Annotated in this window: 24 protein-coding genes and 1 other RNA gene; 17 read left to right on the forward strand and 8 right to left on the reverse strand. The window is 56.7% G+C overall.

The window, feature by feature from the left end:
• Window positions 1–131: 131 nt before the first annotated feature.
• Together argO and DOU50_RS15215 are read left to right on the forward strand one after the other, a co-directional pair.
• A complete protein-coding gene (gene argO, locus DOU50_RS15210) occupies window positions 132–767 on the forward strand; it encodes an arginine exporter ArgO (RefSeq protein ID WP_148769685.1) in 636 nt (211 codons plus the stop codon).
• A 91-nt stretch (window positions 768–858) separates the two neighbouring features.
• Window positions 859–1,590 (forward strand): oxidative stress defense protein, encoded by a 732-nt coding sequence (locus tag DOU50_RS15215; protein ID WP_024906567.1) that lies wholly within the window; start codon window positions 859–861, stop codon window positions 1,588–1,590.
• Between the two features lie 42 nt (window positions 1,591–1,632).
• Here the strand turns inward: DOU50_RS15215 and argP are convergent, their stop codons facing one another.
• Complete coding sequence (gene argP / locus DOU50_RS15220; RefSeq protein ID WP_148769686.1) at window positions 1,633–2,526, reverse strand: DNA-binding transcriptional regulator ArgP; 894 nt, start codon at window positions 2,524–2,526, stop codon at window positions 1,633–1,635.
• A gap of 127 nt (window positions 2,527–2,653) precedes the next feature.
• On the opposite strand from argP, the gene rpiA reads away from it, so the two are divergent.
• Together rpiA and serA are read left to right on the forward strand one after the other, a co-directional pair.
• On the forward strand, window positions 2,654–3,313 hold the full coding sequence (gene rpiA / locus DOU50_RS15225; RefSeq protein WP_014885151.1) for a ribose-5-phosphate isomerase RpiA: 660 nt from the start codon (window positions 2,654–2,656) through the stop codon (window positions 3,311–3,313).
• 266 nt (window positions 3,314–3,579) lie between these two features.
• Window positions 3,580–4,812 (forward strand): phosphoglycerate dehydrogenase, encoded by a 1,233-nt coding sequence (gene serA, locus DOU50_RS15230; RefSeq protein ID WP_048991660.1) that lies wholly within the window; start codon window positions 3,580–3,582, stop codon window positions 4,810–4,812.
• 103 nt (window positions 4,813–4,915) lie between these two features.
• On the opposite strand, the gene DOU50_RS15235 is transcribed toward serA, so the two are convergent.
• The 3 genes from DOU50_RS15235 to zapA form a co-directional block, all read right to left on the reverse strand.
• Window positions 4,916–5,512, reverse strand: coding sequence for a 5-formyltetrahydrofolate cyclo-ligase (locus DOU50_RS15235; protein WP_148769687.1), 597 nt, complete (start codon window positions 5,510–5,512; stop codon window positions 4,916–4,918).
• Window positions 5,513–5,536: 24 nt separating this feature from the next.
• Window positions 5,537–5,720: non-coding RNA, 6S RNA (gene ssrS, locus DOU50_RS15240), on the reverse strand.
• Window positions 5,721–5,761: 41 nt separating this feature from the next.
• Complete coding sequence (gene zapA / locus DOU50_RS15245) at window positions 5,762–6,091, reverse strand: cell division protein ZapA (protein WP_006811891.1); 330 nt, start codon at window positions 6,089–6,091, stop codon at window positions 5,762–5,764.
• A 168-nt stretch (window positions 6,092–6,259) separates the two neighbouring features.
• On the opposite strand from zapA, the gene DOU50_RS15250 reads away from it, so the two are divergent.
• The 8 genes from DOU50_RS15250 to DOU50_RS15285 all read left to right on the forward strand — a co-directional run bounded on the left by DOU50_RS15250 (window position 6,260) and on the right by DOU50_RS15285 (window position 16,236).
• Window positions 6,260–6,838: a YecA family protein gene (locus tag DOU50_RS15250; protein ID WP_024906571.1), complete on the forward strand. Its 579-nt coding sequence runs from the start codon at window positions 6,260–6,262 to the stop codon at window positions 6,836–6,838.
• A gap of 31 nt (window positions 6,839–6,869) precedes the next feature.
• Complete coding sequence (gene pepP, locus DOU50_RS15255; RefSeq protein ID WP_148769698.1) at window positions 6,870–8,183, forward strand: Xaa-Pro aminopeptidase; 1,314 nt, start codon at window positions 6,870–6,872, stop codon at window positions 8,181–8,183.
• The gene (gene ubiH, locus DOU50_RS15260) at window positions 8,180–9,358 is read left to right on the forward strand and encodes a 2-octaprenyl-6-methoxyphenyl hydroxylase (protein ID WP_148769688.1); all 1,179 of its coding nucleotides are present in this window, start codon (window positions 8,180–8,182) and stop codon (window positions 9,356–9,358) included. The genes pepP and ubiH overlap by 4 nt, the downstream gene beginning before the upstream one ends.
• A 12-nt stretch (window positions 9,359–9,370) precedes the next feature.
• On the forward strand, window positions 9,371–10,573 hold the full coding sequence (ubiI, locus tag DOU50_RS15265; protein ID WP_148769689.1) for an FAD-dependent 2-octaprenylphenol hydroxylase: 1,203 nt from the start codon (window positions 9,371–9,373) through the stop codon (window positions 10,571–10,573).
• A 397-nt stretch (window positions 10,574–10,970) separates the two neighbouring features.
• Window positions 10,971–12,065 (forward strand): glycine cleavage system aminomethyltransferase GcvT, encoded by a 1,095-nt coding sequence (gene gcvT / locus DOU50_RS15270; protein ID WP_024906575.1) that lies wholly within the window; start codon window positions 10,971–10,973, stop codon window positions 12,063–12,065.
• A gap of 23 nt (window positions 12,066–12,088) precedes the next feature.
• On the forward strand, window positions 12,089–12,478 hold the full coding sequence (gcvH, locus tag DOU50_RS15275) for a glycine cleavage system protein GcvH (RefSeq protein ID WP_008499718.1): 390 nt from the start codon (window positions 12,089–12,091) through the stop codon (window positions 12,476–12,478).
• Between the two features lie 70 nt (window positions 12,479–12,548).
• Window positions 12,549–15,422 carry an aminomethyl-transferring glycine dehydrogenase gene (gene gcvP, locus DOU50_RS15280; RefSeq protein ID WP_148769690.1) on the forward strand — a complete coding sequence of 958 codons (2,874 nt, stop codon included), beginning with the start codon at window positions 12,549–12,551 and terminating at the stop codon, window positions 15,420–15,422.
• Window positions 15,423–15,492: 70 nt separating this feature from the next.
• Window positions 15,493–16,236, forward strand: a complete 744-nt coding sequence (locus DOU50_RS15285; RefSeq protein ID WP_024906577.1) for an SDR family oxidoreductase — start codon at window positions 15,493–15,495, stop codon at window positions 16,234–16,236.
• A gap of 77 nt (window positions 16,237–16,313) precedes the next feature.
• Here the strand turns inward: DOU50_RS15285 and bglA are convergent, their stop codons facing one another.
• Both bglA and DOU50_RS15295 read right to left on the reverse strand, forming a co-directional pair.
• Entirely contained in the window at window positions 16,314–17,747 is a 1,434-nt protein-coding gene (gene bglA / locus DOU50_RS15290; RefSeq protein WP_148769691.1) for a 6-phospho-beta-glucosidase BglA, read from the reverse strand.
• Between the two features lie 116 nt (window positions 17,748–17,863).
• Window positions 17,864–18,595 carry a MurR/RpiR family transcriptional regulator gene (locus DOU50_RS15295; RefSeq protein WP_032650129.1) on the reverse strand — a complete coding sequence of 244 codons (732 nt, stop codon included), beginning with the start codon at window positions 18,593–18,595 and terminating at the stop codon, window positions 17,864–17,866.
• 265 nt (window positions 18,596–18,860) lie between these two features.
• Here DOU50_RS15295 and trhA point away from each other — a divergent pair, with 265 nt between their 5' ends.
• Window positions 18,861–19,520: a PAQR family membrane homeostasis protein TrhA gene (trhA, locus tag DOU50_RS15300; RefSeq protein ID WP_024906580.1), complete on the forward strand. Its 660-nt coding sequence runs from the start codon at window positions 18,861–18,863 to the stop codon at window positions 19,518–19,520.
• Window positions 19,521–19,630: 110 nt separating this feature from the next.
• Here trhA and ygfZ read toward each other — a convergent pair whose 3' ends face one another.
• A complete protein-coding gene (gene ygfZ / locus DOU50_RS15305) occupies window positions 19,631–20,611 on the reverse strand; it encodes a tRNA-modifying protein YgfZ (RefSeq protein ID WP_024906581.1) in 981 nt (326 codons plus the stop codon).
• A 294-nt stretch (window positions 20,612–20,905) separates the two neighbouring features.
• On the opposite strand from ygfZ, the gene sdhE reads away from it, so the two are divergent.
• Both sdhE and DOU50_RS15315 read left to right on the forward strand, forming a co-directional pair.
• Window positions 20,906–21,172 (forward strand): FAD assembly factor SdhE, encoded by a 267-nt coding sequence (sdhE, locus tag DOU50_RS15310; protein ID WP_006178375.1) that lies wholly within the window; start codon window positions 20,906–20,908, stop codon window positions 21,170–21,172.
• A complete protein-coding gene (locus tag DOU50_RS15315; RefSeq protein WP_023326024.1) occupies window positions 21,153–21,563 on the forward strand; it encodes a protein YgfX in 411 nt (136 codons plus the stop codon). Before sdhE ends, DOU50_RS15315 begins: the two co-directional genes overlap by 20 nt.
• A 6-nt stretch (window positions 21,564–21,569) precedes the next feature.
• Here DOU50_RS15315 and fldB read toward each other — a convergent pair whose 3' ends face one another.
• Window positions 21,570–22,091, reverse strand: coding sequence for a flavodoxin FldB (gene fldB, locus DOU50_RS15320; protein ID WP_090418575.1), 522 nt, complete (start codon window positions 22,089–22,091; stop codon window positions 21,570–21,572).
• A 101-nt stretch (window positions 22,092–22,192) separates the two neighbouring features.
• Between fldB and xerD the strand changes: the two genes are divergently transcribed.
• Both xerD and dsbC read left to right on the forward strand, forming a co-directional pair.
• Window positions 22,193–23,089, forward strand: a complete 897-nt coding sequence (xerD, locus tag DOU50_RS15325) for a site-specific tyrosine recombinase XerD (RefSeq protein ID WP_148769692.1) — start codon at window positions 22,193–22,195, stop codon at window positions 23,087–23,089.
• 28 nt (window positions 23,090–23,117) lie between these two features.
• Window positions 23,118–23,831 carry a bifunctional protein-disulfide isomerase/oxidoreductase DsbC gene (dsbC, locus tag DOU50_RS15330; protein WP_024906584.1) on the forward strand — a complete coding sequence of 238 codons (714 nt, stop codon included), beginning with the start codon at window positions 23,118–23,120 and terminating at the stop codon, window positions 23,829–23,831.
• The last annotated feature ends 5 nt before the right edge of the window (window positions 23,832–23,836 follow it).

The raw sequence follows: 23,836 nt of genomic DNA on the forward strand, positions 1-23,836 counted from the left end.
CCGGTAAGCGCTAGCGCCACCGGGCTTTATTTTTATAAGCCCCGCTAATCCCCAATTAAAATTATCCATTTCCTCTAATGTGATTCGCGCAGTATAGTCGGCTTCCAGAACAACACTGCGAGAAAATCGTCATGCTATCTTATTATTTTCAAGGGCTTGCATTAGGCGCGGCCATGATCCTTCCGCTCGGCCCGCAAAATGCGTTCGTGATGAATCAGGGCATCCGCCGCCAGTATCATCTGATGATTGCCCTGCTGTGCGCGGTAAGCGATTTACTGCTGATCTGTGCCGGGATTTTTGGCGGCAGCGCATTGCTGATGCAGTCTCCCTGGCTGCTGGCGCTGGTCACCTGGGGCGGCGTGGCGTTTCTGCTCTGGTACGGTTTTGGTGCCCTGAAAACGGCGATGAGCAGCAACCTCGAACTGGCGAGCGCGGAGGTCATGAAGCAGGGTCGCTGGAAGATTATCGTCACCATGCTGGCGGTCACCTGGCTTAATCCGCATGTTTATCTGGACACCTTTGTGGTGCTGGGCAGCCTGGGCGGTCAACTGGACGTAGAGCCGAAACGCTGGTTTGCGCTCGGTACGGTCAGCGCCTCGTTCCTCTGGTTCTTCGGTCTCGCCATTCTGGCGGCATGGCTGGCACCTCGTCTGCGTACGGCCAAAGCCCAGCGCATCATTAATATCCTGGTGGGGCTGGTGATGTGGTTTATTGCTTTTCAGCTGGCAAAAGAGGGAATTCACCACGTTCAGGAATTGTTCAACTAATCCTTGTCTTATGGACAACTGAACAAGACCCGCTAAGCTTGCTGGCATGCGCCCTGTTAATGGGCACTCTTCGCAACATGGAGGAATAACAGTGAAGTTTAAGGTGATGGCCCTGGCGGCATTAGTAAGTTTTGGTGCGGTGTCGGCGCAGGCAAGTGAACTGCCGGATGGCCCGCACATCGTCACTTCTGGCACCGCAAGCGTGGACGCGGTACCCGATGTTGCAACCCTGGCAATTGAAGTCAATGTGGCTGCGAAAGATGCGGCATCTGCCAAGAAGCAGGCTGACGATCGTGTTGCGCAATACCTTTCTTTCCTCGAGCAGAACGGCGTCGGTAAAAAAGATATCAACTCTGCGAACCTGCGTACTCAACCCGATTACGACTACCAGAATGGTAAAAGCATCCTGAAAGGCTACCGCGCCGTGCGTACCGTTGAAGTGACCGTGCGTCAGCTGGATAAGCTTAACTCGCTGCTGGATGGTGCGCTGAAGGCGGGTCTGAACGAAATTCGTTCCGTGTCGCTGGGCGTTGCGCAACCGGAGAAATACAAAGACGAAGCGCGTAAAGCGGCGATTGATGATGCCATTCACCAGGCGGAACAGCTGGCTTCTGGCTTTAAGAGCAAGCTCGGCCCGGTTTACAGCGTGCGTTACCACGTCTCTAACTACCAGCCAAGCCCGATGGTACGGATGATGAAGGCTGATGCAGCCCCGGTGTCCGCTCAGGAAACTTACGAGCAGCCAACCATTCAGTTCGACGATCAGGTGGATGTGGTCTTCCAGCTGGAACCCGTTGCAGCACAGCCGAAACCGGCTCAGTAATCTGTAGGCCGGGTAAGGCGAAGCCGCCACCCGGCTTATTTTTTAATCCTGTCTCAACACCTTGTGCCCGTACGCCAGCAGCGCCTCAGTGACGTTGCGCATCATCCGGCTTTCCGGCGCAAAACGGTGCCAGTAGAGCATCCGACGCTGATACAGCCCCGGCGTTAAGTCAATCAGCTCACCGCTTTTCAATTCTTTCTCAATCTGCAGATGCGGGATCATGCAGCAGGTGGTGCCCTGACGCGCAAGCTGCACGAAGGCTTCAGACGAGTTAACGATATGGCACGGCACGCTGCCCGGCGGCAGATCGAAGTTTTGCTGCAGGAACGCCTGATGCATATCGTCCAGATGGTCGAACGCCACGGCAGGGGCTTTCAGCAGCGCCGCGCGGGTGACGCCGTTCGGGAAGTAGCGCTCGGCAAAGGCTTTTGAACCCACAAACAGGTAATCCAGTGCGCCTAACTGATCGACAAGGCAGCTCGGCAACGCCTGAGGCTGGATACTGACCGCCCCAACTACCTCACCGCGACGCAGGCGCTCCTGGGTACGGGTTTCATCTTCAACCTGTAAATTCAGGCGGATAGGGGAGTCAGCTAATACCGGCGCCAGGGCCGGCAGCAGCCAGGTCGCCAGACTGTCGGCGTTGACCGCCAGAGAGAGCAGCAGCGGCGTAGAGCCCGTTTGTTCGTCACCCAGCCACTCGTCTTCCAGCAGTTCAACCTGGCGCAGCAGGGCGAGGAGCTTTTGTCCCTGCTCGGTTGGCCGTGGTGGCACGGTACGCACCAGCAGCGGCTGACCGAACATATTTTCAAGCTGTTTGATACGCTGTGATACGGCGGACTGCGTGATGCAAAGCTTTTGCGCCGCGCGCTCAAAACCTCGTTCACGAATAACTGCATCAAGTGCCTGTAGTGTTCTGTAGTCCGGACGTTTCATTGCTCTGGCTGGCTCCTTAATTTTGCTTATTCTGCACTATGACACAATTTTCCCTTTGTGGCAGACGAATTCCATTCGACGTGTTCTATAATGCGCCCTGAGTTTTCACACCACAGGCAAAACGATCATGACGCAGGATGAACTGAAAAAAGCAGTAGGATGGGCCGCTCTCCAGTACGTACAGCCGGGTACCATTGTCGGTGTCGGTACGGGATCAACCGCGGCACACTTTATCGATGCGCTGGGCACGATGAAGGGGCAGATCGAGGGCGCGGTTTCCAGCTCTGATGCTTCCACGGAAAAGCTGAAAAGCCTCGGCATTACCGTTTTCGATCTCAACGAAGTGGATCGTCTGGGGATTTACGTTGATGGCGCGGATGAAATCAACGGCCACATGCAGATGATCAAAGGCGGCGGCGCGGCGCTGACGCGCGAAAAAATCATCGCCTCCGTTGCGGACAAGTTTATCTGCATCGCAGACGCCTCCAAGCAGGTCGACATTCTGGGCAATTTCCCGCTGCCGGTCGAAGTGATCCCGATGGCGCGTAGCGCGGTTGCCCGTCAGCTGGTGAAGCTGGGCGGTCGTCCGGAATATCGTCAGGGCGTAGTCACCGACAACGGTAACGTGATCCTCGACGTTCACGGTCTGGAAATTCTCGACGCGATTGCGCTGGAAAATGCCATCAACGCTATCCCAGGCGTAGTGACCGTAGGGCTATTCGCCAATCGTGGCGCGGATGTGGCACTGATCGGCACCGCTGACGGCGTGAAAACCATCGTAAAATGATCTGACGGGGGGAGTCCTCCCCCCGCTAAAAAATTTTTGAAAAGCTAAATTCGGTGACTTGTGTCACGTTTTTGAGCCTCTTTTGCCGATCCTGCCGCGTTTGTAAATTTCCATAGCATTTTCCTCTGACATTTTGCTCTGTATGACTTTTCTTCAGAGTGCCGACGCAAACGTTCATATTGCTGCAATAGTTTTTTTTGATATGTTGGCTACAGCGGATTCATATCCAGCACAACATCAGTTCAGACAAAAACAGGGTCGGGTAAATGGCAAAGGTATCACTGGAGAAAGACAAGATTAAATTCCTGCTGGTCGAGGGCGTGCATCAAAAAGCAATCGATAGCCTTCGTGCGGCAGGTTACACCAACATCGAATTTCACAAAGGGGCGCTCGATACCGAAGAGCTGAAAGCGTCCATCCGTGATGCCCACTTCATTGGCCTGCGATCCCGTACTCACCTGACTGAAGACGTTATTGCTGCGGCGGAAAAGCTGGTGGCTATCGGCTGCTTCTGCATCGGTACCAACCAGGTTGACCTGAATGCTGCAGCCAAACGCGGTATTCCCGTCTTCAACGCCCCGTTCTCCAACACCCGTTCCGTGGCGGAGCTGGTGATTGGCGAACTGCTGCTGCTGCTGCGCGGCATTCCTGAAGCGAACGCCAAGGCGCACCGCGGCGTGTGGAACAAGCTGGCGTCTGGCTCCTATGAAGCGCGTGGTAAAAAGCTGGGGATTATCGGCTATGGCCACATCGGTACGCAGCTCGGTATTCTGGCGGAATCCCTGGGTATGCACGTGTTTTTCTACGATATCGAAAGCAAGCTGCCGCTGGGTAACGCCACCCAGGTTCAACACCTCTCTGATCTGCTGAACATGAGCGACGTGGTGAGCCTGCACGTGCCGGAAAATGCGTCCACCAAAAACATGATGGGCGCGGAAGAGCTGGCGCTGATGAAGCCAGGCTCACTGCTGATTAACGCCGCGCGCGGCACGGTTGTCGATATCCCGGCACTGGCGGATGCGCTGAAGCGTAAGCACCTGGCGGGCGCGGCCATTGACGTGTTCCCGACGGAGCCTGCCACCAACAGCGATCCGTTTACCTCTCCACTGTGCGAGTTCGACAACGTGATCCTGACGCCGCACATTGGCGGTTCTACCCAGGAAGCGCAGGAGAATATCGGTCTGGAAGTCGCGGGTAAGCTGAGCAAATATTCCGACAACGGTTCTACGCTCTCTGCGGTGAACTTCCCGGAAGTGTCGCTGCCGCTGCACGGTGGCCGTCGTCTGCTGCATATCCACGAAAACCGTCCGGGCGTTCTGACCGCGATCAACCAGATCTTTGCCGAGCAGGGCGTCAACATCGCCGCGCAGTATCTGCAAACGAACTCGCAGATGGGTTACGTGGTCATTGATATCGAAGCGGATGACGATGTTGCCGAGAAAGCGTTGCTGAGCATGAAGTCTATTGCGGGGACGATTCGCGCGCGTCTGCTGTACTGATGGTGCGAGGTAAATGCAAAACGGTAACGATAGTTACCGTTTTTTATGTTTTCACCCTCTCCCTGTGGGAGAGGGCTGGGGTGAGGGCATCAGGCTGCCTGTTTCACCACTCCCACAACTTCGATGGCGTCACTACCGCAGGCAACGGCACATCCCACTTCTCCACCGGCAACGCCTCCACGCCCTGACAATCATGCGCGTAGCCTACCGGCTGCACCCCGTACTGCTGCCAGTTTTGCAGCGTCCGGTCGTAAAAGCCGCCGCCCATCCCTAAACGCTGGCCCTGTTCATCAAACGCTACCAGCGGCGTAATCAGCACATCCAGCTGCGACAGCGGCAGCACGTCGCGCACGTCGAGTTTCGGCTCGGTGATTTTCAGGCGATTCACCACCAGCTCGCTGTGCGGGTGGTAGTGCAGAAACAGCAGATTACCGTCGCTAAACGGGTGCAGAACCGGCAGATAAACCTTCTTCCCGGCGCGCCAGAGCTGTTCTATCAGCGGTTGGGTATCCAGCTCTCCATCAAACGACAGAAATAGCGCAACGGTGTGCGCCATCACGGCAGGGGGATACGCCATCATACGGGCGGCGGCCTGCTGGGCAAAATGCGCTTGCTGATCGGCGGTTAACGCACGGCGGCGCTGACGAATGAGCTGACGGATGTCCTGGCGTGAAGCAGAAACTTCAGGGAATTGAGTCATGGTAGTCGGTAGAAGAAAAGAGAGGGAATCTCCGAGATGCCGCCGCAGGCTGTAACCCTTGAACCCTTGGTTCAAGGTGAATGTGTCGTCATAGTTTTAAGGCTTCTCGGACGGACCGAGCATGCTCACCAACCATGGAGCGCCACATTCTTGTGGTATGAAATATCGGCTCAGGGGACTGGCCCGCTTGCGAACATCTCAGAGAAATTTTGTCTTCACAGTTACTCTACCATAGTCAACTGAGAAGTGTTATTCAAACTTGGGTCCCGGTCTTTCGGGATTGCGACCTTGATCAAGCAATGCCTGTTCTATGGTCTGCTGGAGCATTTTAATGCGCTGCTCCATGCTTGCCGCGTAGTCGCGGGTCTTCGCTTTTTCCTGAGTCAGTTCATAGCTGATGTTCAACGCGGCGATGAAAACCAGCTGCTCAGTATTTGTGACTCTAGTGCGTTCTTTTAGATCTTGCAACCGCTGATTCAAATCGTCCGCTGCCTGATTCAAAGCATCCCTTTGTTCAGGCGGACAATTCACTCGCAGTGAACGGCCAAAAATCTGGAGATCGACGGGTTGTGCAGACATGCCACCTTCCTGCTGATTGACTGCGCTGCCTTCGCTTACTGCCCCGGGGGCTGCGAAGGGGCGACACTATAGCTACCCTGATGTGAAGATACAAGCCCTTTTCTGGTATCACCAGGGTCCAAAGTGGTAGCATATCATGAAACTTCCCCCCTTTGACGACGAATGCTCATGTCTATACAGAACGAAATGCCTGGTTACAAGGATTTAAACCAGTTACTGAACCAGCAGGGAGTCGGTTTAACCCCTGCCGAAATGCACGGTCTGATCAGTGGCATGCTGTGCGGCGGAAACAGCGACAGCTCATGGCAGCCGCTGATCCACGACCTCACGAATGAAGGGCTGGCGTTTGGTCACGAGCTGGCGGAAGCGCTGCGTAAAATGCATGCCGCCATCAGTGATTCGCTGGAAGACGATGGCTTCCTTTTTCAGCTTTATCTGCCTGAAGGCGACGACGTCAGCGTGTTCGATCGCGCCGATGCGCTGGCCGGCTGGGTAAATCACTATCTGCTAGGTCTGGGCGTCACGCAGCCTAAACTGGATAAAGTCACCGGCGAAGCGGGTGAAGCGATCGACGATCTGCGCAACATCGCCCAGCTTGGCTACGACGAAGACGAAGACCAGGAAGAGCTGGAAATGTCTCTCGAAGAGATCATCGAGTACGTGCGCGTGGCGGCACTGCTGTGCCACGACAACTTCACGCGCTCACAGCCGACCGCGCCGGAAGTCCGCAAGCCAACCTTACATTAAGAAAAATAACGCACAGGAGGGTGTCATGGTTATCTCAAGTCAAGAGTATTCGCGCCGCCGTCAGGCGCTGCTGGCAACAATGCAGCCGGGCAGCGCCGCGCTGATTTTTGCTGCCCCCGAAGTGACGCGCAGCGCCGACAGCGAATATCCCTATCGCCAGAGCAGCGACTTCTGGTACTTCACCGGCTTTAACGAGCCGGAAGCGGTACTGGTGCTGATTAAGAGCAATGACACCCATAACCACAGCGTGATTTTCAACCGCGTGCGCGATCTGACGGCCGAAATCTGGTTTGGCCGCCGCTTAGGGCAAGAGGCCGCACCGGAAAAGCTGGGCGTTGACCGCGCGCTGGCGTTTAGCGAAATCAACCAGCAGCTCTATCAGCTGCTTAACGGCCTCGACGTGCTCTATCACGCGCAGGGCGAATATGCGTACGCTGATGAGATTGTCTTCACCGCGCTGGATAAGCTGCGCAAAGGCTCGCGCCAGAACCTGTCCGCACCGGCCACGCTGACGGACTGGCGTCCGGTGGTGCATGAGATGCGCCTGTTCAAGTCTGAAGAAGAGCTGAATTTGATGCGCCGTGCGGGCGAAATCAGCGCGCTGGCGCACACCCGCGCGATGGAGAAATGCCGTCCCGGGATGTTCGAATACCAGCTGGAAGGCGAAATTCACCACGAATTTAACCGCCACGGCGCGCGCTATCCCTCCTACAACACCATCGTTGGCGGCGGGGAAAACGGCTGCATTCTGCACTACACCGAAAACGAAAGCGCATTGCGCGACGGCGATCTGGTGCTGATTGACGCCGGTTGCGAATATCAGGGGTACGCGGGGGATATCACCCGAACCTTCCCGGTGAACGGTAAATTCTCGCCGGCACAGCGCGCGATTTACGACATTGTTCTCGAATCCCTTGAGACGGCGCTCAGGCTGTATCGCCCTGGAACTTCCATGCAGGAAGTGACCGGTGAAGTGGTGCGCATCATGATTACCGGTCTGGTCAGGCTCGGGATCCTGAAAGGGGATGTCGACACCCTGATTGCTGAAAATGCGCATCGACCGTATTTCATGCACGGCCTGAGCCACTGGCTGGGGATGGACGTGCATGACGTTGGCGCTTACGGCACCGACCGTTCGCGCGTGCTGGAGCCGGGCATGGTGTTAACCGTGGAGCCGGGTCTGTATATCGCGCCGGATGCCGACGTGCCTGAAGAGTACCGCGGGATTGGCATTCGTATTGAAGACGACATCGTGATTACCGAAACCGGTAACGAAAACCTGACCGCGAGCGTCGTGAAAAACGCTGACGATATTGAGGCGCTGATGGCAGCGGCACGCGCATGAGCGTGATTATCGTTGGCGGCGGCATGACCGGGGCTACGCTGGCACTGGCCATTTCACATTTGACGAAAGGCCAGCTTCCGGTGCACCTGGTGGAAGCCGTTGCGCCAGAGGCGTCCAACCACCCCGGTTTTGATGCACGCGCCATTGCGCTCGCGCAGGGCACCTGCCAGCAGCTTTCCCGCATTGGCATCTGGCAGGCCATTGCCGACTGCGCCACGGCAATTAAAACCGTTCACGTCAGCGATCGCGGCCATGCTGGCTTTGTCACCCTGGACGCGCAGGATTATCGTATTGATGCTCTTGGGCAGGTTGTTGAGCTGCATGACGTCGGATTGCGTCTGTTCCGCCTGCTTCAGGACGCGCCGGGCGTTACGCTGCATTGTCCGGCGCGTGTGGCCAGCGTGAGCCGTAGTGAGGCGTCGGTTAGCGTGACGCTGGAAAACGGCACCGTCCTTGAAGGCCAGCTTCTGGTCGCCGCGGACGGTTCGCGCTCGTCGCTCGGCGCCCAGTGTGGCGTGGAGTGGCGCCAGCAGCCTTACGGCCAGGTGGCGGTCATTGCGAACGTCGCTACCGCAGCTGACCACGACGGCAGGGCGTTTGAGCGCTTTACGCAGCATGGCCCGCTGGCGATGCTGCCGATGTCGGACGGGCGCTGTTCCCTGGTGTGGTGTCATTCGCAGGATAAGGCTGAAGAGGTGAAGGCCTGGTCAGACGAACGTTTTTGTACCGAGCTGCAAAAAGCCTTTGGCTGGCGGCTGGGGCGTATCACCCATGCTGGCCAGCGGGCGGTCTACCCGCTTTCGTTGACTACGGCGTCTCAGTCCATCTCCCATCGTCTGGCGCTTGTCGGTAATGCCGCGCAGACGCTGCACCCCATCGCGGGGCAAGGGTTCAACCTTGGTTTACGCGACGTCATGAGCCTGGCGGAAACCCTTTCGCAGGCGTGGGGTGAGCAAAAAGACTGCGGGGCGTATTCGGTGCTGAGCCATTACCAGAAGCGCCGCCAGGCGGATAAAGAGGCCACCATCGGTGTGACCGATGGTCTGGTCCATCTTTTTGCCAATCGCTGGGCACCGCTGGTTGCGGGCCGCAACCTCGGGCTGATGGCGATGGAACTATTCATTCCGGCACGTGACGTGCTGGCGCAGCGGACCCTGGGTTGGGTCGCGCGTTAAGGAGTTATCACCGTGCAAAATGTTGATGTCGCCATCGTTGGCGGCGGAATGGTCGGACTGGCATTGGCCTGTGGTTTACAGGGCAGCGGCCTGCGCGTGGCGGTGCTGGAGCAAAAGCAGCCTCAGCCCGTTGTCCCGGATGCGCCGCCGGAACTCCGCGTCTCGGCGATCAATGCCGCCAGCGAGAAATTGCTGACGCACCTTGGCGTCTGGTCAGATATTGTGGCACAGCGCGCCAGCTGCTATCACGGCATGGAAGTGTGGGATAAAGACAGCTTTGGTCATATTGCTTTTGATGATGAAAGCATGGGCTATAGCCATCTGGGTCACATTGTTGAAAACGCGGTGATCCACCACGCGCTGTGGCAGAAAGCACAGCAGTGCAGCGACGTGACCCTGATTGCGCCTGCGCAGATCCAGCAGGTGGCGTGGGGCGAAAACGAGGCGTTTATCACCCTGCAGAGCGGCGACATGCTGACCGCGCGTCTGGTGGTCGGTGCTGACGGTGCCAACTCCTGGCTGCGTAATAAAGCCGATATCCCGCTGACCTTCTGGGACTATCGTCATCACGCGCTGGTGGCAACGATCCGCACCGAAGAGCCGCACGGCGGCGTGGCGCGCCAGATTTTCCACAACGACGGCATACTGGCGTTCCTGCCGCTTGCCGATCCGCACCTGTGCTCGATTGTCTGGTCCCTGGTGCCGGAGAAAGCCCAGCAGATGCAGGAGGCAACGCCGGACGCCTTTAACCAGGCGCTGTGCGTGGCCTTTGATAACCGCCTTGGCCTGTGCACGCTTGAAAGCGAGCGTCAGGTGTTCCCGTTAACCGGCCGCTACGCGCGTCAGTTTGCCGCGCACCGTCTGGCGCTGGTGGGGGATGCGGCGCATACCATTCATCCGCTGGCCGGGCAGGGCGTTAACCTTGGCTTTATGGACGCGGCGGAGCTGGTCGAGGAGCTGCGTCGCCTGCATCGCGAAGGGAAGGACATCGGGCAGCATCTCTATCTGCGCCGCTACGAGCGCAGCCGCAAGCACAGTGCGGCGATGATGCTGGCGGGCATGCAGGGCTTCCGCGAGCTGTTTGCTGGGGCGAATCCGGCGAAAAAACTGCTGCGCGACATCGGACTCAAGCTTGCTGACACCCTTCCGGGCGTTAAACCCCAACTCCTCCGTCAGGCGATGGGTCTTAACGACCTGCCGGACTGGCTACGTTAATTTAGACCCCTGTCACACTTTCTTTTCCCGGCCTCTGCGCCGGGGAAATTCCCTCGTTTGAAATATTCTAATTTCACGTCATTTTTCGCATTAGATAATCTAATGTCGCGTTTTTCTCGTTACGGAAATTCGGCCCGATTTTCCGCACGAAATATCACCATGTGCTAAATCCTGTTAGATCATTGTTAATTTTGTGCGGGGTTAATCGCATTTTTCCAGTGAATAACTCTGTAGGCTTTTTAGCGTTTTTTGGTCATAAGCTAATGTGATGACCCATTTTGCCTTATGGTTAACCGCCGGTTTCGGTGGTAAGTTCAGGTAAAAGAGAACGTTTGCGTCGGTGCCCGAACGCGGTGCCGATACCGGGTTTCACGGTGAATTTTTCAACGAGGACAAGATGGCTCAACAGACTCCTTTGTACGAACAACACGTGTTATGCGGCGCCCGCATGGTGGACTTCCATGGCTGGATGATGCCGCTGCACTACGGCTCGCAGATTGATGAGCACCACGCGGTGCGCACCGATGCCGGTATGTTCGACGTGTCCCACATGACGATTGTCGATCTGCACGGTAGCCGCACCCGGGAGTTTTTGCGTTATCTGCTGGCAAACGACGTCGCCAAACTGAAGACGCCGGGTAAAGCGCTCTATACCGGCATGCTGAATGCCTCGGGCGGCGTGATTGATGACCTTATCGTCTATTACTTCACTGAAGATTTCTTCCGCCTCGTTGTAAACTCCGCCACCCGCGAAAAAGACCTCTCCTGGATCACCCAACACGCCGAACCTTATGCCATCGACATCACCGTCCGTGACGATCTGTCGCTGATCGCCGTGCAGGGGCCGAACGCGCAGGCGAAAGCCGCCTCTCTGTTTAACGACGAGCAGCGCAACGCCACCGCTGGCATGAAGCCGTTCTTCGGCGTGCAGGCGGGCGATCTGTTTATCGCCACCACCGGCTACACCGGTGAAGCGGGCTACGAAATTGCGATGCCAAACGAGAAGGCCGCTGATTTCTGGCGTGCGCTGGTGGAAGCGGGCGTGAAGCCTGCGGGTCTGGGCGCGCGCGATACGCTGCGTCTGGAAGCGGGGATGAACCTTTACGGTCAGGAGATGGATGAAGGCGTCTCTCCGCTCGCCGCCAACATGGGCTGGACCATCGCATGGGAACCGGCTGACCGTGACTTTATTGGTCGTGAAGCGCTGGAGATGCAGCGCGAGAAAGGCACCGAACAGCTGGTGGGCCTGGTGATGACCGAGAAGGGCGTGCTGCGCGGCGAACTGCCGGTGCGCTTTACCGATGCTGACGGCAATCCTCGTGAAGGCGTGATCACCAGCGGAACCTTCTCACCGACGCTGGGCTACAGTATTGCACTGGCACGCGTGCCGGCGGGGATTGGCGAAACGGCGGTGGTGCAAATCCGCAACCGTGAAATGCCGGTCAACGTAACCAAACCGATTTTTGTTCGCGCCGGTAAGCCGGTCGCCTAATCATTTTTATCAGGAGAACTTCAATGAGCAATGTGCCAGCAGAACTGAAATACAGCAAAGAACACGAGTGGCTGCGCAAAGAGGCGGACGGCACTTACACCGTAGGGATCACCGAGCACGCGCAAGAGCTGCTGGGCGACATGGTGTTTGTTGACCTGCCTGACGTGGGCACGACCGTTAGCGCGGGCGACGACTGCGCCGTGGCGGAGTCCGTAAAAGCGGCCTCTGACATCTACGCCCCTGTGAGCGGCGAAATCGTTGCCGTCAACGACGCGCTGAGCGATTCGCCAGAGCTGGTGAACAGCGAGCCTTATGAAGGCGGCTGGATCTTCAAGATCAAAGCCAGCGACGAATCCCAGGTTGCCGCGCTGCTGGATGCGACCGCGTACGAAGCACTGTTAGAAGACGAGTAAGTCATTAACCCTCTCCCCTTTGGGGAGAGGGAGAAAACACATTCACTGCACGTTTCAGGAACCATCGCTCATGACACAGACTTTAAGCCAGCTTGAAAACCGTGGCGCCTTCATTGAACGTCACATTGGGCCGGATGCTCAGCAACAGCAGGAGATGCTGAAGACGGTTGGCGCGGATTCATTAAACGCACTGATCGGCCAGATTGTGCCAAAAGACATCCAGCTTGCCACGCCGCCTCAGGTGGGGGAAGCCACTACGGAATTCGCCGCGCTGGCGGAGCTGAAGGCTATTGCCGGCCTGAATAAGCGCTATAAGTCTTACATTGGCATGGGCTACACCAACGTGCAGCTGCCGCCGGTTATCCTGCGCAACATGCTGGAAAACCCGGGCTGGTACACCGCTTACACCCCGTATCAGCCAGAAGTTTCCCAGGGCCGTCTGGAAGCTTTGCTGAACTTCCAGCAGGTGACGCTGGACCTGACAGGCATGGATATCGCCTCTGCTTCTCTGCTGGATGAAGCCACCGCCGCCGCCGAAGCGATGGCGATGGCAAAACGCGTGAGCAAGCTGAAAAATGCCAACCGCTTCTTCGTCGCGGCGGACGTGCATCCGCAGACGCTGGACGTGGTGCGTACTCGCGCAGAGACCTTCGGCTTTGACGTGATCGTCGACGACGCTGACAAAGTGCTGGATCATCAGGACGTCTTCGGCGTGCTGCTGCAGCAGGTAGGTACGACGGGTGAAGTACACGACTACGGCGCGCTGATTGCCGAGCTGAAATCCCGCAAAGTGGTTGTCAGCGTTGCCGCCGATTTTATGGCGCTGGTGCTGCTGACGGCGCCGGGTAAACAGGGCGCAGATATCGTATTCGGCTCCGCACAACGCTTCGGCGTGCCGATGGGCTACGGCGGTCCGCACGCGGCGTTCTTCGGCGCGAAAGATGAATTCAAACGCTCCATGCCTGGCCGTATTATCGGCGTCTCCAAAGATGCTGCCGGTAACACCGCGCTGCGCATGGCGATGCAGACCCGCGAGCAGCACATCCGCCGCGAGAAAGCGAACTCCAACATCTGTACCTCACAGGTGCTGCTGGCAAACATCGCCAGCCTGTACGCCGTGTTCCACGGCCCGGCTGGCCTGAAACGCATTGCCAGCCGCATTCACCGCCTGGCCGATATTCTGGCCTGCGGTCTGCAGCAGAAAGGCCTTAAGCTGCGCCACGCCCACTACTTCGACACCCTGTGCGTGGACGTGGCGGACAAAGCGGCCGTGCTGGCGCGTGCGAATGCGGCAGAGATTAACCTGCGCAGCGACATCCACAACGCCGTCGGCATTACGCTGGATGAAAGCACCACCCGTGACGATATCCTGAACCTGTTCAGCGTGCTGCTGGGTGACGCGCACGGTCTGGACATTGATGCGCTCGACAAAGAGGTCGCGCTCGACAGCCGCTCCATTCAGGACAGCATGCTGCGTAACGACGCCATCCTGACGCACCCGGTCTTTAATCGCTATCACAGCGAAACCGAGATGATGCGTTACATGCACTCTCTGGAGCGCAAGGATCTGGCGCTGAACCAGGCGATGATCCCGCTGGGCTCCTGTACCATGAAGCTGAACGCCGCGGCAGAGATGATCCCGATCACCTGGCCTGAATTCTCCGAGCTGCACCCGTTCTGCCCGCCAGAGCAGGCGGAAGGTTATCACATGATGATCAACCAGCTTTCCGACTGGCTGGTGAAGCTTACCGGTTATGACGCGCTCTGCATGCAGCCGAACTCCGGCGCGCAGGGCGAGTACGCGGGCCTGCTGGCGATCCGTCACTATCACGAAAGCCGCAACGAAGGCCACCGCGATATCTGCCTGATCCCAAGCTCAGCCCACGGTACCAACCCGGCCTCTGCCCAGATGGCGGGCATGGAAGTGGTGGTGGTGGCGTGCGATAAGAACGGCAACATCGATCTGGCCGACCTGCGTGCTAAAGCCGAGCAGGCGGGCGACAAGCTTTCCTGCATCATGGTGACCTATCCGTCCACTCACGGCGTGTACGAAGAGACCATCCGTGAAGTGTGTGAAGTCGTGCACCAGTTCGGCGGTCAGGTATACCTCGACGGCGCAAACATGAACGCTCAGGTGGGCATTACCTCTCCGGGCTTTATCGGCGCGGACGTGTCGCACCTGAACCTGCACAAAACCTTCTGCATCCCGCACGGCGGTGGCGGCCCGGGCATGGGCCCTATCGGCGTGAAAGCGCACCTGGCACCGTTTGTGCCGGGCCACAGCGTGGTGCAGATTGAAGGCATGCTGACCCGTCAGGGCGCGGTCTCTGCGGCACCATTCGGCAGCGCCTCTATCCTGCCAATCAGCTGGATGTATATCCGCATGATGGGCGCGGAAGGGCTGAAGCAGGCGAGCCAGGTGGCGATCCTGAATGCCAACTATATTGCGACTCGCCTGAAGTCCGCCTTCCCGGTGCTCTATACCGGCCGTGACGGTCGCGTGGCGCACGAGTGCATTCTGGATATTCGTCCGCTGAAAGAGCAGACCGGTATTAGCGAGCTCGATATCGCCAAGCGTCTCATCGACTACGGCTTCCACGCGCCAACCATGTCGTTCCCGGTTGCGGGCACGCTGATGGTGGAGCCAACGGAGTCCGAAAGCAAAGCCGAGCTGGACCGCTTTATCGACGCGATGCTGGCCATCCGCATGGAGATCGACCGCGTACAGGACGGCGAGTGGACGCTGGAAGATAACCCGCTGGTTAACGCCCCGCACACCCAGCACGAGCTGGTGGCAGAGTGGAATCACGGCTATTCCCGCGAGCTGGCGGTCTTCCCGGTAGGCGTGGCGAACAAATACTGGCCGACCGTGAAGCGTCTTGATGACGTCTACGGCGACCGTAACCTGTTCTGCTCCTGCGTGCCGATGAGCGAATACCAGTAATAGTGCTGCTGTAGTAACGTAGGCCGGGTAAGGCGAAGCCGCCACCCGGCTTTTTTATTGGGAGAAGCGAATGGCAATTGCACTGGTCACCGGCGCCAGCCGCGGCATCGGTAAAGCCACCGCGCTGCAGCTGGCTCGCGAAGGCTACACCGTGGCGGTGAACTATCATCACAACATTAACGCCGCGACGGACGTCATCAGGCAGATTGTGGATGCAGGCGGTAAAGCCTTTGCCGTCCGTGCAGACATCAGCGATGAAGCTCAGGTGCTGGCGATGTTTAACAGCCTCGATCGTGAAGGTGAGCCGCTGACCGCGCTGGTCAATAATGCGGGAATTCTGTTTGAGCAATCCACTATCGAGAATCTCTCCGCTGAGCGCATTAACCGCGTCCTGGCGACCAACGTCACGGGCTACTTCCTCTGCTGCCGGGAAGCGGTAAAGCGCATGTCCTTCAAACACGGCGGCAAGGGTGGGGCGATAGTGAACGTCTCTTCCGCGGCGTCACGTCTGGGCGCGCCGGGTGAATATGTGGATTATGCCGCGTCGAAGGGGGCGGTGGATTCGCTGACAACGGGTTTATCGCTTGAGGTCGCGGCGCAGGGCATTCGCGTTAACTGCGTCCGTCCGGGTCTGATCTATACCGATATCCATGCCTCAGGCGGAGAGCCGGGGCGGGTGGATCGCGTGAAATCATTGCTGCCGATGCAGCGCGGCGGCCAGCCGGAAGAGGTCGCCCAGGCGATTGTCTGGCTGCTGAGCGAAAAGGCGTCGTACGTCACGGGCAGTTTTATAGAGCTGGCGGGCGGGAAATAAAAGCCGGGTGGCGGCTTCGCCTTACCGGGCCTACACGAGTAGTAGGCCCGGTAAGCGCAGCGCCACCGGGCAAAAAATCACAGCGCCTCGCCGTTGCTGGCAATCACGCCTTTATACCACTCGAAGCTCTTCTTACGGGAACGCGACATGTCGCCCGTGCCGTCGTCGTGCTTGTTCACGTAGATAAAGCCGTAGCGCTTGCTGTACTGGCCGGTGGTGAACGACACGCAGTCGATACAGCCCCATGGCGTATAGCCCATCAGATCCACGCCATCGTGCGTCACGGCTTTGATCATCTCTTCCACGTGGGCACGCAGGTAGTCGATACGATAGTCGTCGTTGATGCTGCCGTCTTCTTCGACTTTATCGTAAGCGCCGAACCCGTTTTCCACGATAAACAGCGGCTTCTGGTAACGTTCGTACAGTTCGCACAGGGCATAACGCAGGCCCACCGGGTCAATCTGCCAGCCCCAGTCGGACGCCTTCACGTGCGGGTTCGGCACGCTGCCTTCGAAACCGGAAATGGCATCGCCGGTACCGCCTTCCGCCTTCACCGCGTTGGTCATGTAGTAGCTGAAGCCCAGGTAGTCGCAGGTACCTTCACGCAGAATCTGCTCGTCATCCGCTTCCATTTTAATGGAGAAGCCACGGCGCTCCCATTCGTTCAGCACGTAGGACGGGTAGTAGCCGCGCAGCTGGACATCGGTAAAGACATAGCGCTCGCGCATCGATTCCTGGGCAAACATCACGTCTTCCGGTTTGCAGGAGAACGGATAGAGCGCCACCATCGCCAGCATGCAGCCGACTTTCATCTCCGGGTTAATACGGCGCGCGGCTTTCACCGCCAGGGCGCTGGCCACAAACTGATGGTGCAGGACCTGGTACATGGTCTCTTCCGGATTGTCATGTTCGGTATAGACCACGCCCGAGCAGCAGTAACCGAACAGCGGCGCGCGCCAGTTTCGCTGGTTGTTGATTTCGTTGAAGGTCATCCAGTATTTGACCTTGTTTTTGTAGCGCTCGAAGACCACTTCCGCGAAGCGCACAAAGAAATCGACCACTTTACGGTTGGTCCAGCTACCGTACTCCTTCACCAGGTGCAGCGGCATTTCGAAGTGGGAGAGGGTGATTACCGGTTCAATGTTGTACTTCAGCAGCTCATCGAACATGTCGTCGTAAAATTTCAGACCCTCTTCGTTTGGCTGCGTTTCGTCACCGTTCGGGAAGATACGCGTCCAGGCAATAGAGGTGCGGAAACACTTGAAGCCCATCTCGGCAAACAGCTTGATGTCTTCTTTATAATGGCCGTGGAAATCGATAGCTTCATGATTGGGGTAGTATTTACCCGGCACCACCTCTTGCGTGATTTCGCGCGGCACGCCGTGTGCGCCGCCGGTCAATACATCGCAAATGCTTGGCCCTTTACCGCCTTTGTTCCAGCCGCCTTCTACCTGGTGAGCCGCAACCGCGCCGCCCCATAAAAAATCTTTTGGTAAGGTCAATTTTTTCATCGCTGCTATTCTCAGTAATTGGCTTATTGGCATCGAGTCTAGCAAAGCGAAATTAAATGTCACGATATAACAAGGTGTGCATAATGTGATTTGTCACATCAAAAAAACAGGGTGTTTTATTCTGTGAGTTTCTTCGCCAGTTTACGTCCCAGAGACTCCAGAATATAAATGACGGGAATTTGCGTGGTGATGTCGTAGACGCCTGCAATACGCGTCTGAGGAACATGCCAGGAGAGGTTAAAGTCTGCCAGCTTTGCGAGACGCGAGTGCTCATGGCTGGTAATGGAGAGCACTTTGCAGTGATGCAGGCTGAACTGGCTGGCGAAGCGCAGGATCTCCTCGGTCTCGCCCGAGACGGAGAGCACGATCGCCAGCGCATTTTTCGCCATATCATTGGTGACCGGGAAATAAGGGTCATCAATATGGTTGCTGAATTTTCCGATATTAGAAAAGAAACGTGCGCCATATTTTGCCAGCGAGCCTGACGTGCCTGCGCCGACAAATATAATACGTTCCGACGATAAAATAATATCGACCGCACTATCTAATAACGCGTCGAACTCTTCATTATTCACGCTTTTAAAAAAGCTGATAATTTCGCTGGCACCGAAGTTCGCCTGCTGGGGCTCGTTCTGTTCAAGATAAAGCTTAAAGCGCACGCGGAATTCAGAATAGCCTTCGCAGTTAAGCTTGCGGCAAAAGCGCAGGATAGTTGTGGTTGAGACATCTGCCGCATCCGCCAGCTCGCGGATGGTCATGTACATGACTTTGTCACGATTTTTTATGACATAGTTGTAGACCATCATCTCCAGGTTATTGAGACTGGCAATGGCGGAATGGGTGAACATACTCACAATGGCATAACTCTTATTCTGACCTCATCGTCACATCATAACATGCACCCGGACGGCAGGATCCATTTTTATGCTCTTGATTCATAATGATTAAATTTTTATGTGAACAATTGTTAGGTGAAAGATTTCTTTATATCTATGATTTTTAGGTATAAATTTTGAAATGAAATTATTTTAGCTAACAGGTGTTCACTGGAATCATTCTCAGTTAGCATAGTTATGCGATGAATAATCATCTTTTGTTTTCCCGGAGTTTTGTATGGTGAGCAGACCATTAATCGCACAGGGATATTCGCTGGCTGAGGAAGTAGCCAACAGCATCAGCCACGGCATTGGCCTGGTGTTTGGGATTGTCGGTTTAGTGTTATTGCTGGTGCAGGCGGTGGACACCAATGCCAGCGCGATGGCCATTACCAGCTACAGCCTGTATGGCGGGAGTATGATCCTGCTGTTCCTGGCGTCGACGCTGTATCACGCGATCCCGCATCAGCGAGCCAAGACGTGGCTCAAGAAATTTGACCACTGCGCTATCTATCTTCTGATTGCAGGCACCTACACACCGTTTTTGCTGGTGGGGCTCAACTCGCCGCTGTCGCGTGGCCTGATGATTGTTATCTGGAGCCTGGCACTGCTGGGGATCCTGTTTAAGCTGACCATAGCGCACCGGTTTAAGGTGCTGTCACTGGTCACCTATCTGACGATGGGCTGGCTGTCGCTGATTGTGGTGTATCAACTGGCAGTCAAACTGTCGGTAGGGGGCGTGACGCTTCTGGCCTTAGGCGGTGTGGTGTACTCGCTCGGCGTGATTTTCTACGTCTGCAAGCGCATCCCGTACAACCATGCCATCTGGCACGGCTTTGTGCTGGGCGGCAGCGTGTGCCACTTTTTGGCGATTTATCTTTATGTGGGGCAGGCGTAGTTTTTTACACCGTGCGGACGGTTGCCCTCACCCCGGCCCTCTCCCACTGGGAGAGGGAGGACACCAAAACCGTAGGCCCGGTAAGCGCAGCGCCACCGGGCGATACAGCATCACTCTTCCAGAGAATACGGCAGCGGCTCGATGCTCAGTGTGTTCGCATCGTCACGCACGCGGAACACGCTGTCAGCCTCCATGTCGTTGTTCATGACGGCCTGTACCAAAAGGCGTCCATCATCCAGCTGTACAGCGGCTAATACGGTGCCGGTGCGGCGCCAGTTATCACCCATCTTCAGCTCTAAGTCTTCACCCGCTTCAGGTACACGGCTGGCATGGCCCGCCAGCGTCCACAGCGCACGTTTGTTTGCCCCGCGGAATTTCGCACGGGCGACCATCTCCTGGCCGGTGTAACAGCCCTTTTTAAAGCTGATGCCCCCCAGCGCCTGCAGGTTGGTTGCCTGAGGAATAAACTGCGCGCTGTTTGCGGCGTCAATGATCGGCAGACCCGCTTCGATGTTCAGCGCCAGCCACTGCTGACTGTTGTTGAGCTGCGCTTCGCCGCGCAGCGCTTCGGTGACGCGTTCGGCAGTTGCCGCATCCGTAACTAACAGGAAACGCTCCGCCGGGTGTTCAAACCACAGGATGGATGTCGCGCCTTCGCTGACCACCTGCTTTTCCGCATCCGGCAGTTCGCTGAACAGATTTTTCAGCGCCGCACGCGCCTGGAAACCGGCCACACCCAGCAGGACATGTTCGTCGTCCGGGGTGATAGTGACTTTGGAAAAGACCGCGTACTTTTTCAGCTCCTTGAGCTGGGCCTCTTGCAGGCTGCGGCGCTCAATGAAGGCAAAGCCGTCCTGGCGGCGGAAGAGGCGCAGGTTGCTCCACATTTTGCCTTTTGGGTCGCAATGCGCGGCCAGCAGGTGCTGGTGTTCAGTCATCTGGCTGACGTCGGCGGTCACCTGGCCCTGCAGGTATTTTTCGGCGTCGGCACCGGTGAGCGTTGCCAGCGCCCAGTCATCAAGAGAAATAAGCGTCAGCGGCAGACGCGCAGAGGCGGCGGGCTGGCGAGGAGAAAATGGTGTAAAGGCCATAACGATATCCTGAATTGCTTAACGCTTTGATAATGCCTAATGGTAAAAGAGCCTGCAGGCAATGCAAGCGCTTTCAGCAGACCATTTGTGCCTTAAACCGGTTATGCGTAGCGCTACGCAAAATAATGTAATCCGCTGTCTTTGTGGGGATTATTCTGGAAGCCTGCTCGGCGATCGCAATATTCCAGTAATGAAACGGTCAAAAACACGTTACACTAGCTGGTGTCCCCGTAGAGAAATAAAGAACACTGAAGGGGGTACCGACTGTGCCAAACGTAATGCAGGAAACTGAACATGGATATTAACAACAAGGCCCGTATTCACTGGGCGTGCCGCCGCGGCATGCGTGAACTTGATATTTCCATCATGCCTTTCTTCGAATATGAGTATGACACCTTAAGCGACGATGATAAGCGTCTGTTTGTTCGACTGCTTGAGTCTGACGATCCGGATTTATTCAACTGGCTGATGAACCACGGCAAACCCGCCGACACCGAGTTGCAACGGATGGTGCAATTAATTCAAACACGGAATCGGGAACGTGGTCCTGTGGCAATCTGATCTTCGCGTCTCGTGGCGCTCGCAGTGGATGTCTTTATTGCTCCACGGCTTGGTTGCGGCCATTGTGTTACTGATGCCGTGGCCGCTGAGCTATACGCCGCTGTGGCTGCTGTTACTGTCGTTTGTCGTTTTTGACAGCGTACGCAGCCAGCGTCGCATTAATGCCCGCCAGGGAGAGATTAAATTACTGATGGATTCCCGCCTGCGCTGGCAGGGTAAAGAGTGGGATATCCTCGGTATGCCCTGGATGCTCAACTGCGGCATGATGTTACGGTTACGCAAGGTGGACGGCGGGCGTTGCCAGCATCTGTGGCTGGCGGCTGACAGTATGGATGCTGCCGAGTGGCGAGACCTGCGCCGGATGTTGCTACAACAGACGACGCAGGGGTAACGCGCATTAGCTAAACTTTTCTGCCATTTCGCTCAGGATCTGCTCGCACCAGCTTTGCAGGCGCTCATCGCTGAGATCGTACTGGTTGGTTTCATCCAGCGCGAGCCCAACAAACAGCTCGCCGTCGGCAATAATCGGTTTTTTACTGGTGAACTCGTAACCTTCGGTTGGCCAGTAGCCGATGAACGACACCCCTTTCGGCGCCAGCTTATCATGCAGCATGCCGAGCGCGTCCAGGAACCACTCCCCGTAACCCAGCTGATCCCCCATGCCGTACATGGCAATGATTTTGCCTTCGAGGTTGAGCGTATCAAGCTGGTCCCAGATAGCTTCCCAGTCTTCCTGTATCTCGCCGAAATCCCATGTCGGGATGCCGAGGATCAGCACGTCATACTGCTCCATCAGCGTAAGCGCGTCATCTTTCAGGTTATGCAACGTCACCAGTTCCGGGCCAATGATGTCGCGAATTTTCTCTGCCGCCATTTCGGTGTAGCAGGTGCTGGAACCATAGAACAGACCAATATTCATCGCGTAACTATCTCAATTCTTGCTTTGACTTTGCGCGTAGTGTACCAGAAACCGGTCGCAATCAGGCATAATGGCCTGACTGCAGAATCAAAGGGGCTGATGTGGAAAAGGATCTCGCACTGATCGAACAGTTTCTCGACGCGCTGTGGCTGGAGAAAAACCTGGCCGAGAATACCCTCAGCGCCTACCGTCGCGATCTCACCATGCTGGTGGAGTGGCTTGCGCACCGGGGTTTATCCCTTGCGAGTGCACAGCGTGACGACCTGCAGGCGCTGCTTGGGGAACGTATCGCAGGGGGCTACAAAGCCACCAGTTCCGCACGTTTACTCAGCGCCATGCGTCGGCTGTTCCAGCATCTCTATCGTGAGAAGATCCGCGAGGACGATCCCAGCGCGCTGCTGGCATCCCCTAAACTCCCGCAGCGGCTGCCTAAAGATCTCAGCGAAGCACAAGTTGAGAGATTATTACAGTCACCGGCAGTTGACCTGCCGCTGGAGTTACGCGATAAAGCCATGCTTGAGCTATTGTATGCTACCGGCCTGCGCGTTTCGGAACTGGTTGGTCTGACGATGAGCGACATCAGCCTGCGTCAGGGCGTGGTGCGCGTCATCGGTAAAGGAAACAAGGAAAGGCTGGTTCCGCTGGGTGAAGAGGCGGTTTACTGGCTGGAAACGTACCTGGAGCATGGTCGTCCGTGGCTGCTCAACGGCGCGTCTATCGACGTTCTGTTTCCGAGCCAGCGCGCGCAGCAGATGACGCGGCAAACGTTCTGGCATCGCATCAAGCATTACGCCACACTGGCGGGTATCGACAGTGAAAAGCTTTCGCCGCACGTATTGCGTCACGCCTTCGCGACGCATCTGTTAAACCACGGCGCTGATTTACGCGTGGTGCAGATGCTGCTGGGGCACAGCGATCTTTCCACAACGCAAATTTACACCCATGTCGCGACGGAACGCCTGCGGCAGCTACACCAACAGCACCACCCTCGTGCGTGAGTGCCGACGAATTGTAACAGGATCACTTATGAAAAAGTCTTTCGCGCTGTTCACCCTGCTGGCAGCCTCATTTACCGGTTTCGCCCATGCGGACGACGCCGCCATCAAACAGTCGCTGGCTAAGCTTGGCGTCACCGGCAGCGATATTCAGCCTGCACCGGTTGCCGGCATGAAAACGGTGCTGACGAGCAGCGGCGTGCTGTACGTCACCGAAGACGGCAAACACATTATTCAGGGGCCAATGTACGACGTGAGCGGCGCGCAGCCGGTAAACGTGACCAACCAGCTGCTGATGAAAAACCTGAACGCGCTCGAAAAAGAGATGATCGTCTATAAGGCGGCGCAGGAAAAACACGTCATTACCGTCTTCACCGACATCACCTGCGGCTACTGCCACAAGCTGCATGAAGAGATGAAAGATTACAACGCGCTGGGTATTACCGTACGTTACCTGGCCTTCCCGCGCGCGGGCGTGCAGAGCCAGCCAGAGCAGGACATGAAGGCCATCTGGTGTGCGAAAGACCGCAACAAAGCGTTTGACGACGCGATGAACGGCAAAGGCGTTAAGCCGGCCTCCTGCGACATTGATATTGCTAACCACTACGCGCTTGGCGTGCAGTTTGGCGTTAACGGTACGCCAGCGATTGTCCTGAGCAACGGCTATGTCGTTCCAGGCTATCAGGGACCGAAAGAGATGAAAGAGTTCCTCGACGCGCACCAGAAACAGTTTGGTGGTAAATAATCCGC

The organism is Enterobacter sp. C6 (assembly GCF_008122455.1).
In the GTDB taxonomy this organism is placed as follows: Bacteria; Pseudomonadota; Gammaproteobacteria; order Enterobacterales; family Enterobacteriaceae; genus Enterobacter; species Enterobacter pseudoroggenkampii.

What these genes read in the sequence shown, in the direction of transcription:
- argO (WP_148769685.1), top strand. Translation starts at nt 132, where the DNA reads ATGCTATCTTATTATTTTCAAGGGCTTGCATTAGGCGCGGCCATGATC.
- argP (WP_148769686.1), bottom strand. Translation starts at nt 2,526, where the DNA reads ATGAAACGTCCGGACTACAGAACACTACAGGCACTTGATGCAGTTATT.
- rpiA (WP_014885151.1), top strand. Translation starts at nt 2,654, where the DNA reads ATGACGCAGGATGAACTGAAAAAAGCAGTAGGATGGGCCGCTCTCCAG.
- serA (WP_048991660.1), top strand. Translation starts at nt 3,580, where the DNA reads ATGGCAAAGGTATCACTGGAGAAAGACAAGATTAAATTCCTGCTGGTC.
- DOU50_RS15235 (WP_148769687.1), bottom strand. Translation starts at nt 5,512, where the DNA reads ATGACTCAATTCCCTGAAGTTTCTGCTTCACGCCAGGACATCCGTCAG.
- zapA (WP_006811891.1), bottom strand. Translation starts at nt 6,091, where the DNA reads ATGTCTGCACAACCCGTCGATCTCCAGATTTTTGGCCGTTCACTGCGA.
- DOU50_RS15250 (WP_024906571.1), top strand. Translation starts at nt 6,260, where the DNA reads ATGTCTATACAGAACGAAATGCCTGGTTACAAGGATTTAAACCAGTTA.
- ubiH (WP_148769688.1), top strand. Translation starts at nt 8,180, where the DNA reads ATGAGCGTGATTATCGTTGGCGGCGGCATGACCGGGGCTACGCTGGCA.
- gcvT (WP_024906575.1), top strand. Translation starts at nt 10,971, where the DNA reads ATGGCTCAACAGACTCCTTTGTACGAACAACACGTGTTATGCGGCGCC.
- gcvH (WP_008499718.1), top strand. Translation starts at nt 12,089, where the DNA reads ATGAGCAATGTGCCAGCAGAACTGAAATACAGCAAAGAACACGAGTGG.
- gcvP (WP_148769690.1), top strand. Translation starts at nt 12,549, where the DNA reads ATGACACAGACTTTAAGCCAGCTTGAAAACCGTGGCGCCTTCATTGAA.
- DOU50_RS15285 (WP_024906577.1), top strand. Translation starts at nt 15,493, where the DNA reads ATGGCAATTGCACTGGTCACCGGCGCCAGCCGCGGCATCGGTAAAGCC.
- bglA (WP_148769691.1), bottom strand. Translation starts at nt 17,747, where the DNA reads ATGAAAAAATTGACCTTACCAAAAGATTTTTTATGGGGCGGCGCGGTT.
- DOU50_RS15295 (WP_032650129.1), bottom strand. Translation starts at nt 18,595, where the DNA reads ATGTTCACCCATTCCGCCATTGCCAGTCTCAATAACCTGGAGATGATG.
- trhA (WP_024906580.1), top strand. Translation starts at nt 18,861, where the DNA reads ATGGTGAGCAGACCATTAATCGCACAGGGATATTCGCTGGCTGAGGAA.
- ygfZ (WP_024906581.1), bottom strand. Translation starts at nt 20,611, where the DNA reads ATGGCCTTTACACCATTTTCTCCTCGCCAGCCCGCCGCCTCTGCGCGT.
- sdhE (WP_006178375.1), top strand. Translation starts at nt 20,906, where the DNA reads ATGGATATTAACAACAAGGCCCGTATTCACTGGGCGTGCCGCCGCGGC.
- fldB (WP_090418575.1), bottom strand. Translation starts at nt 22,091, where the DNA reads ATGAATATTGGTCTGTTCTATGGTTCCAGCACCTGCTACACCGAAATG.
- dsbC (WP_024906584.1), top strand. Translation starts at nt 23,118, where the DNA reads ATGAAAAAGTCTTTCGCGCTGTTCACCCTGCTGGCAGCCTCATTTACC.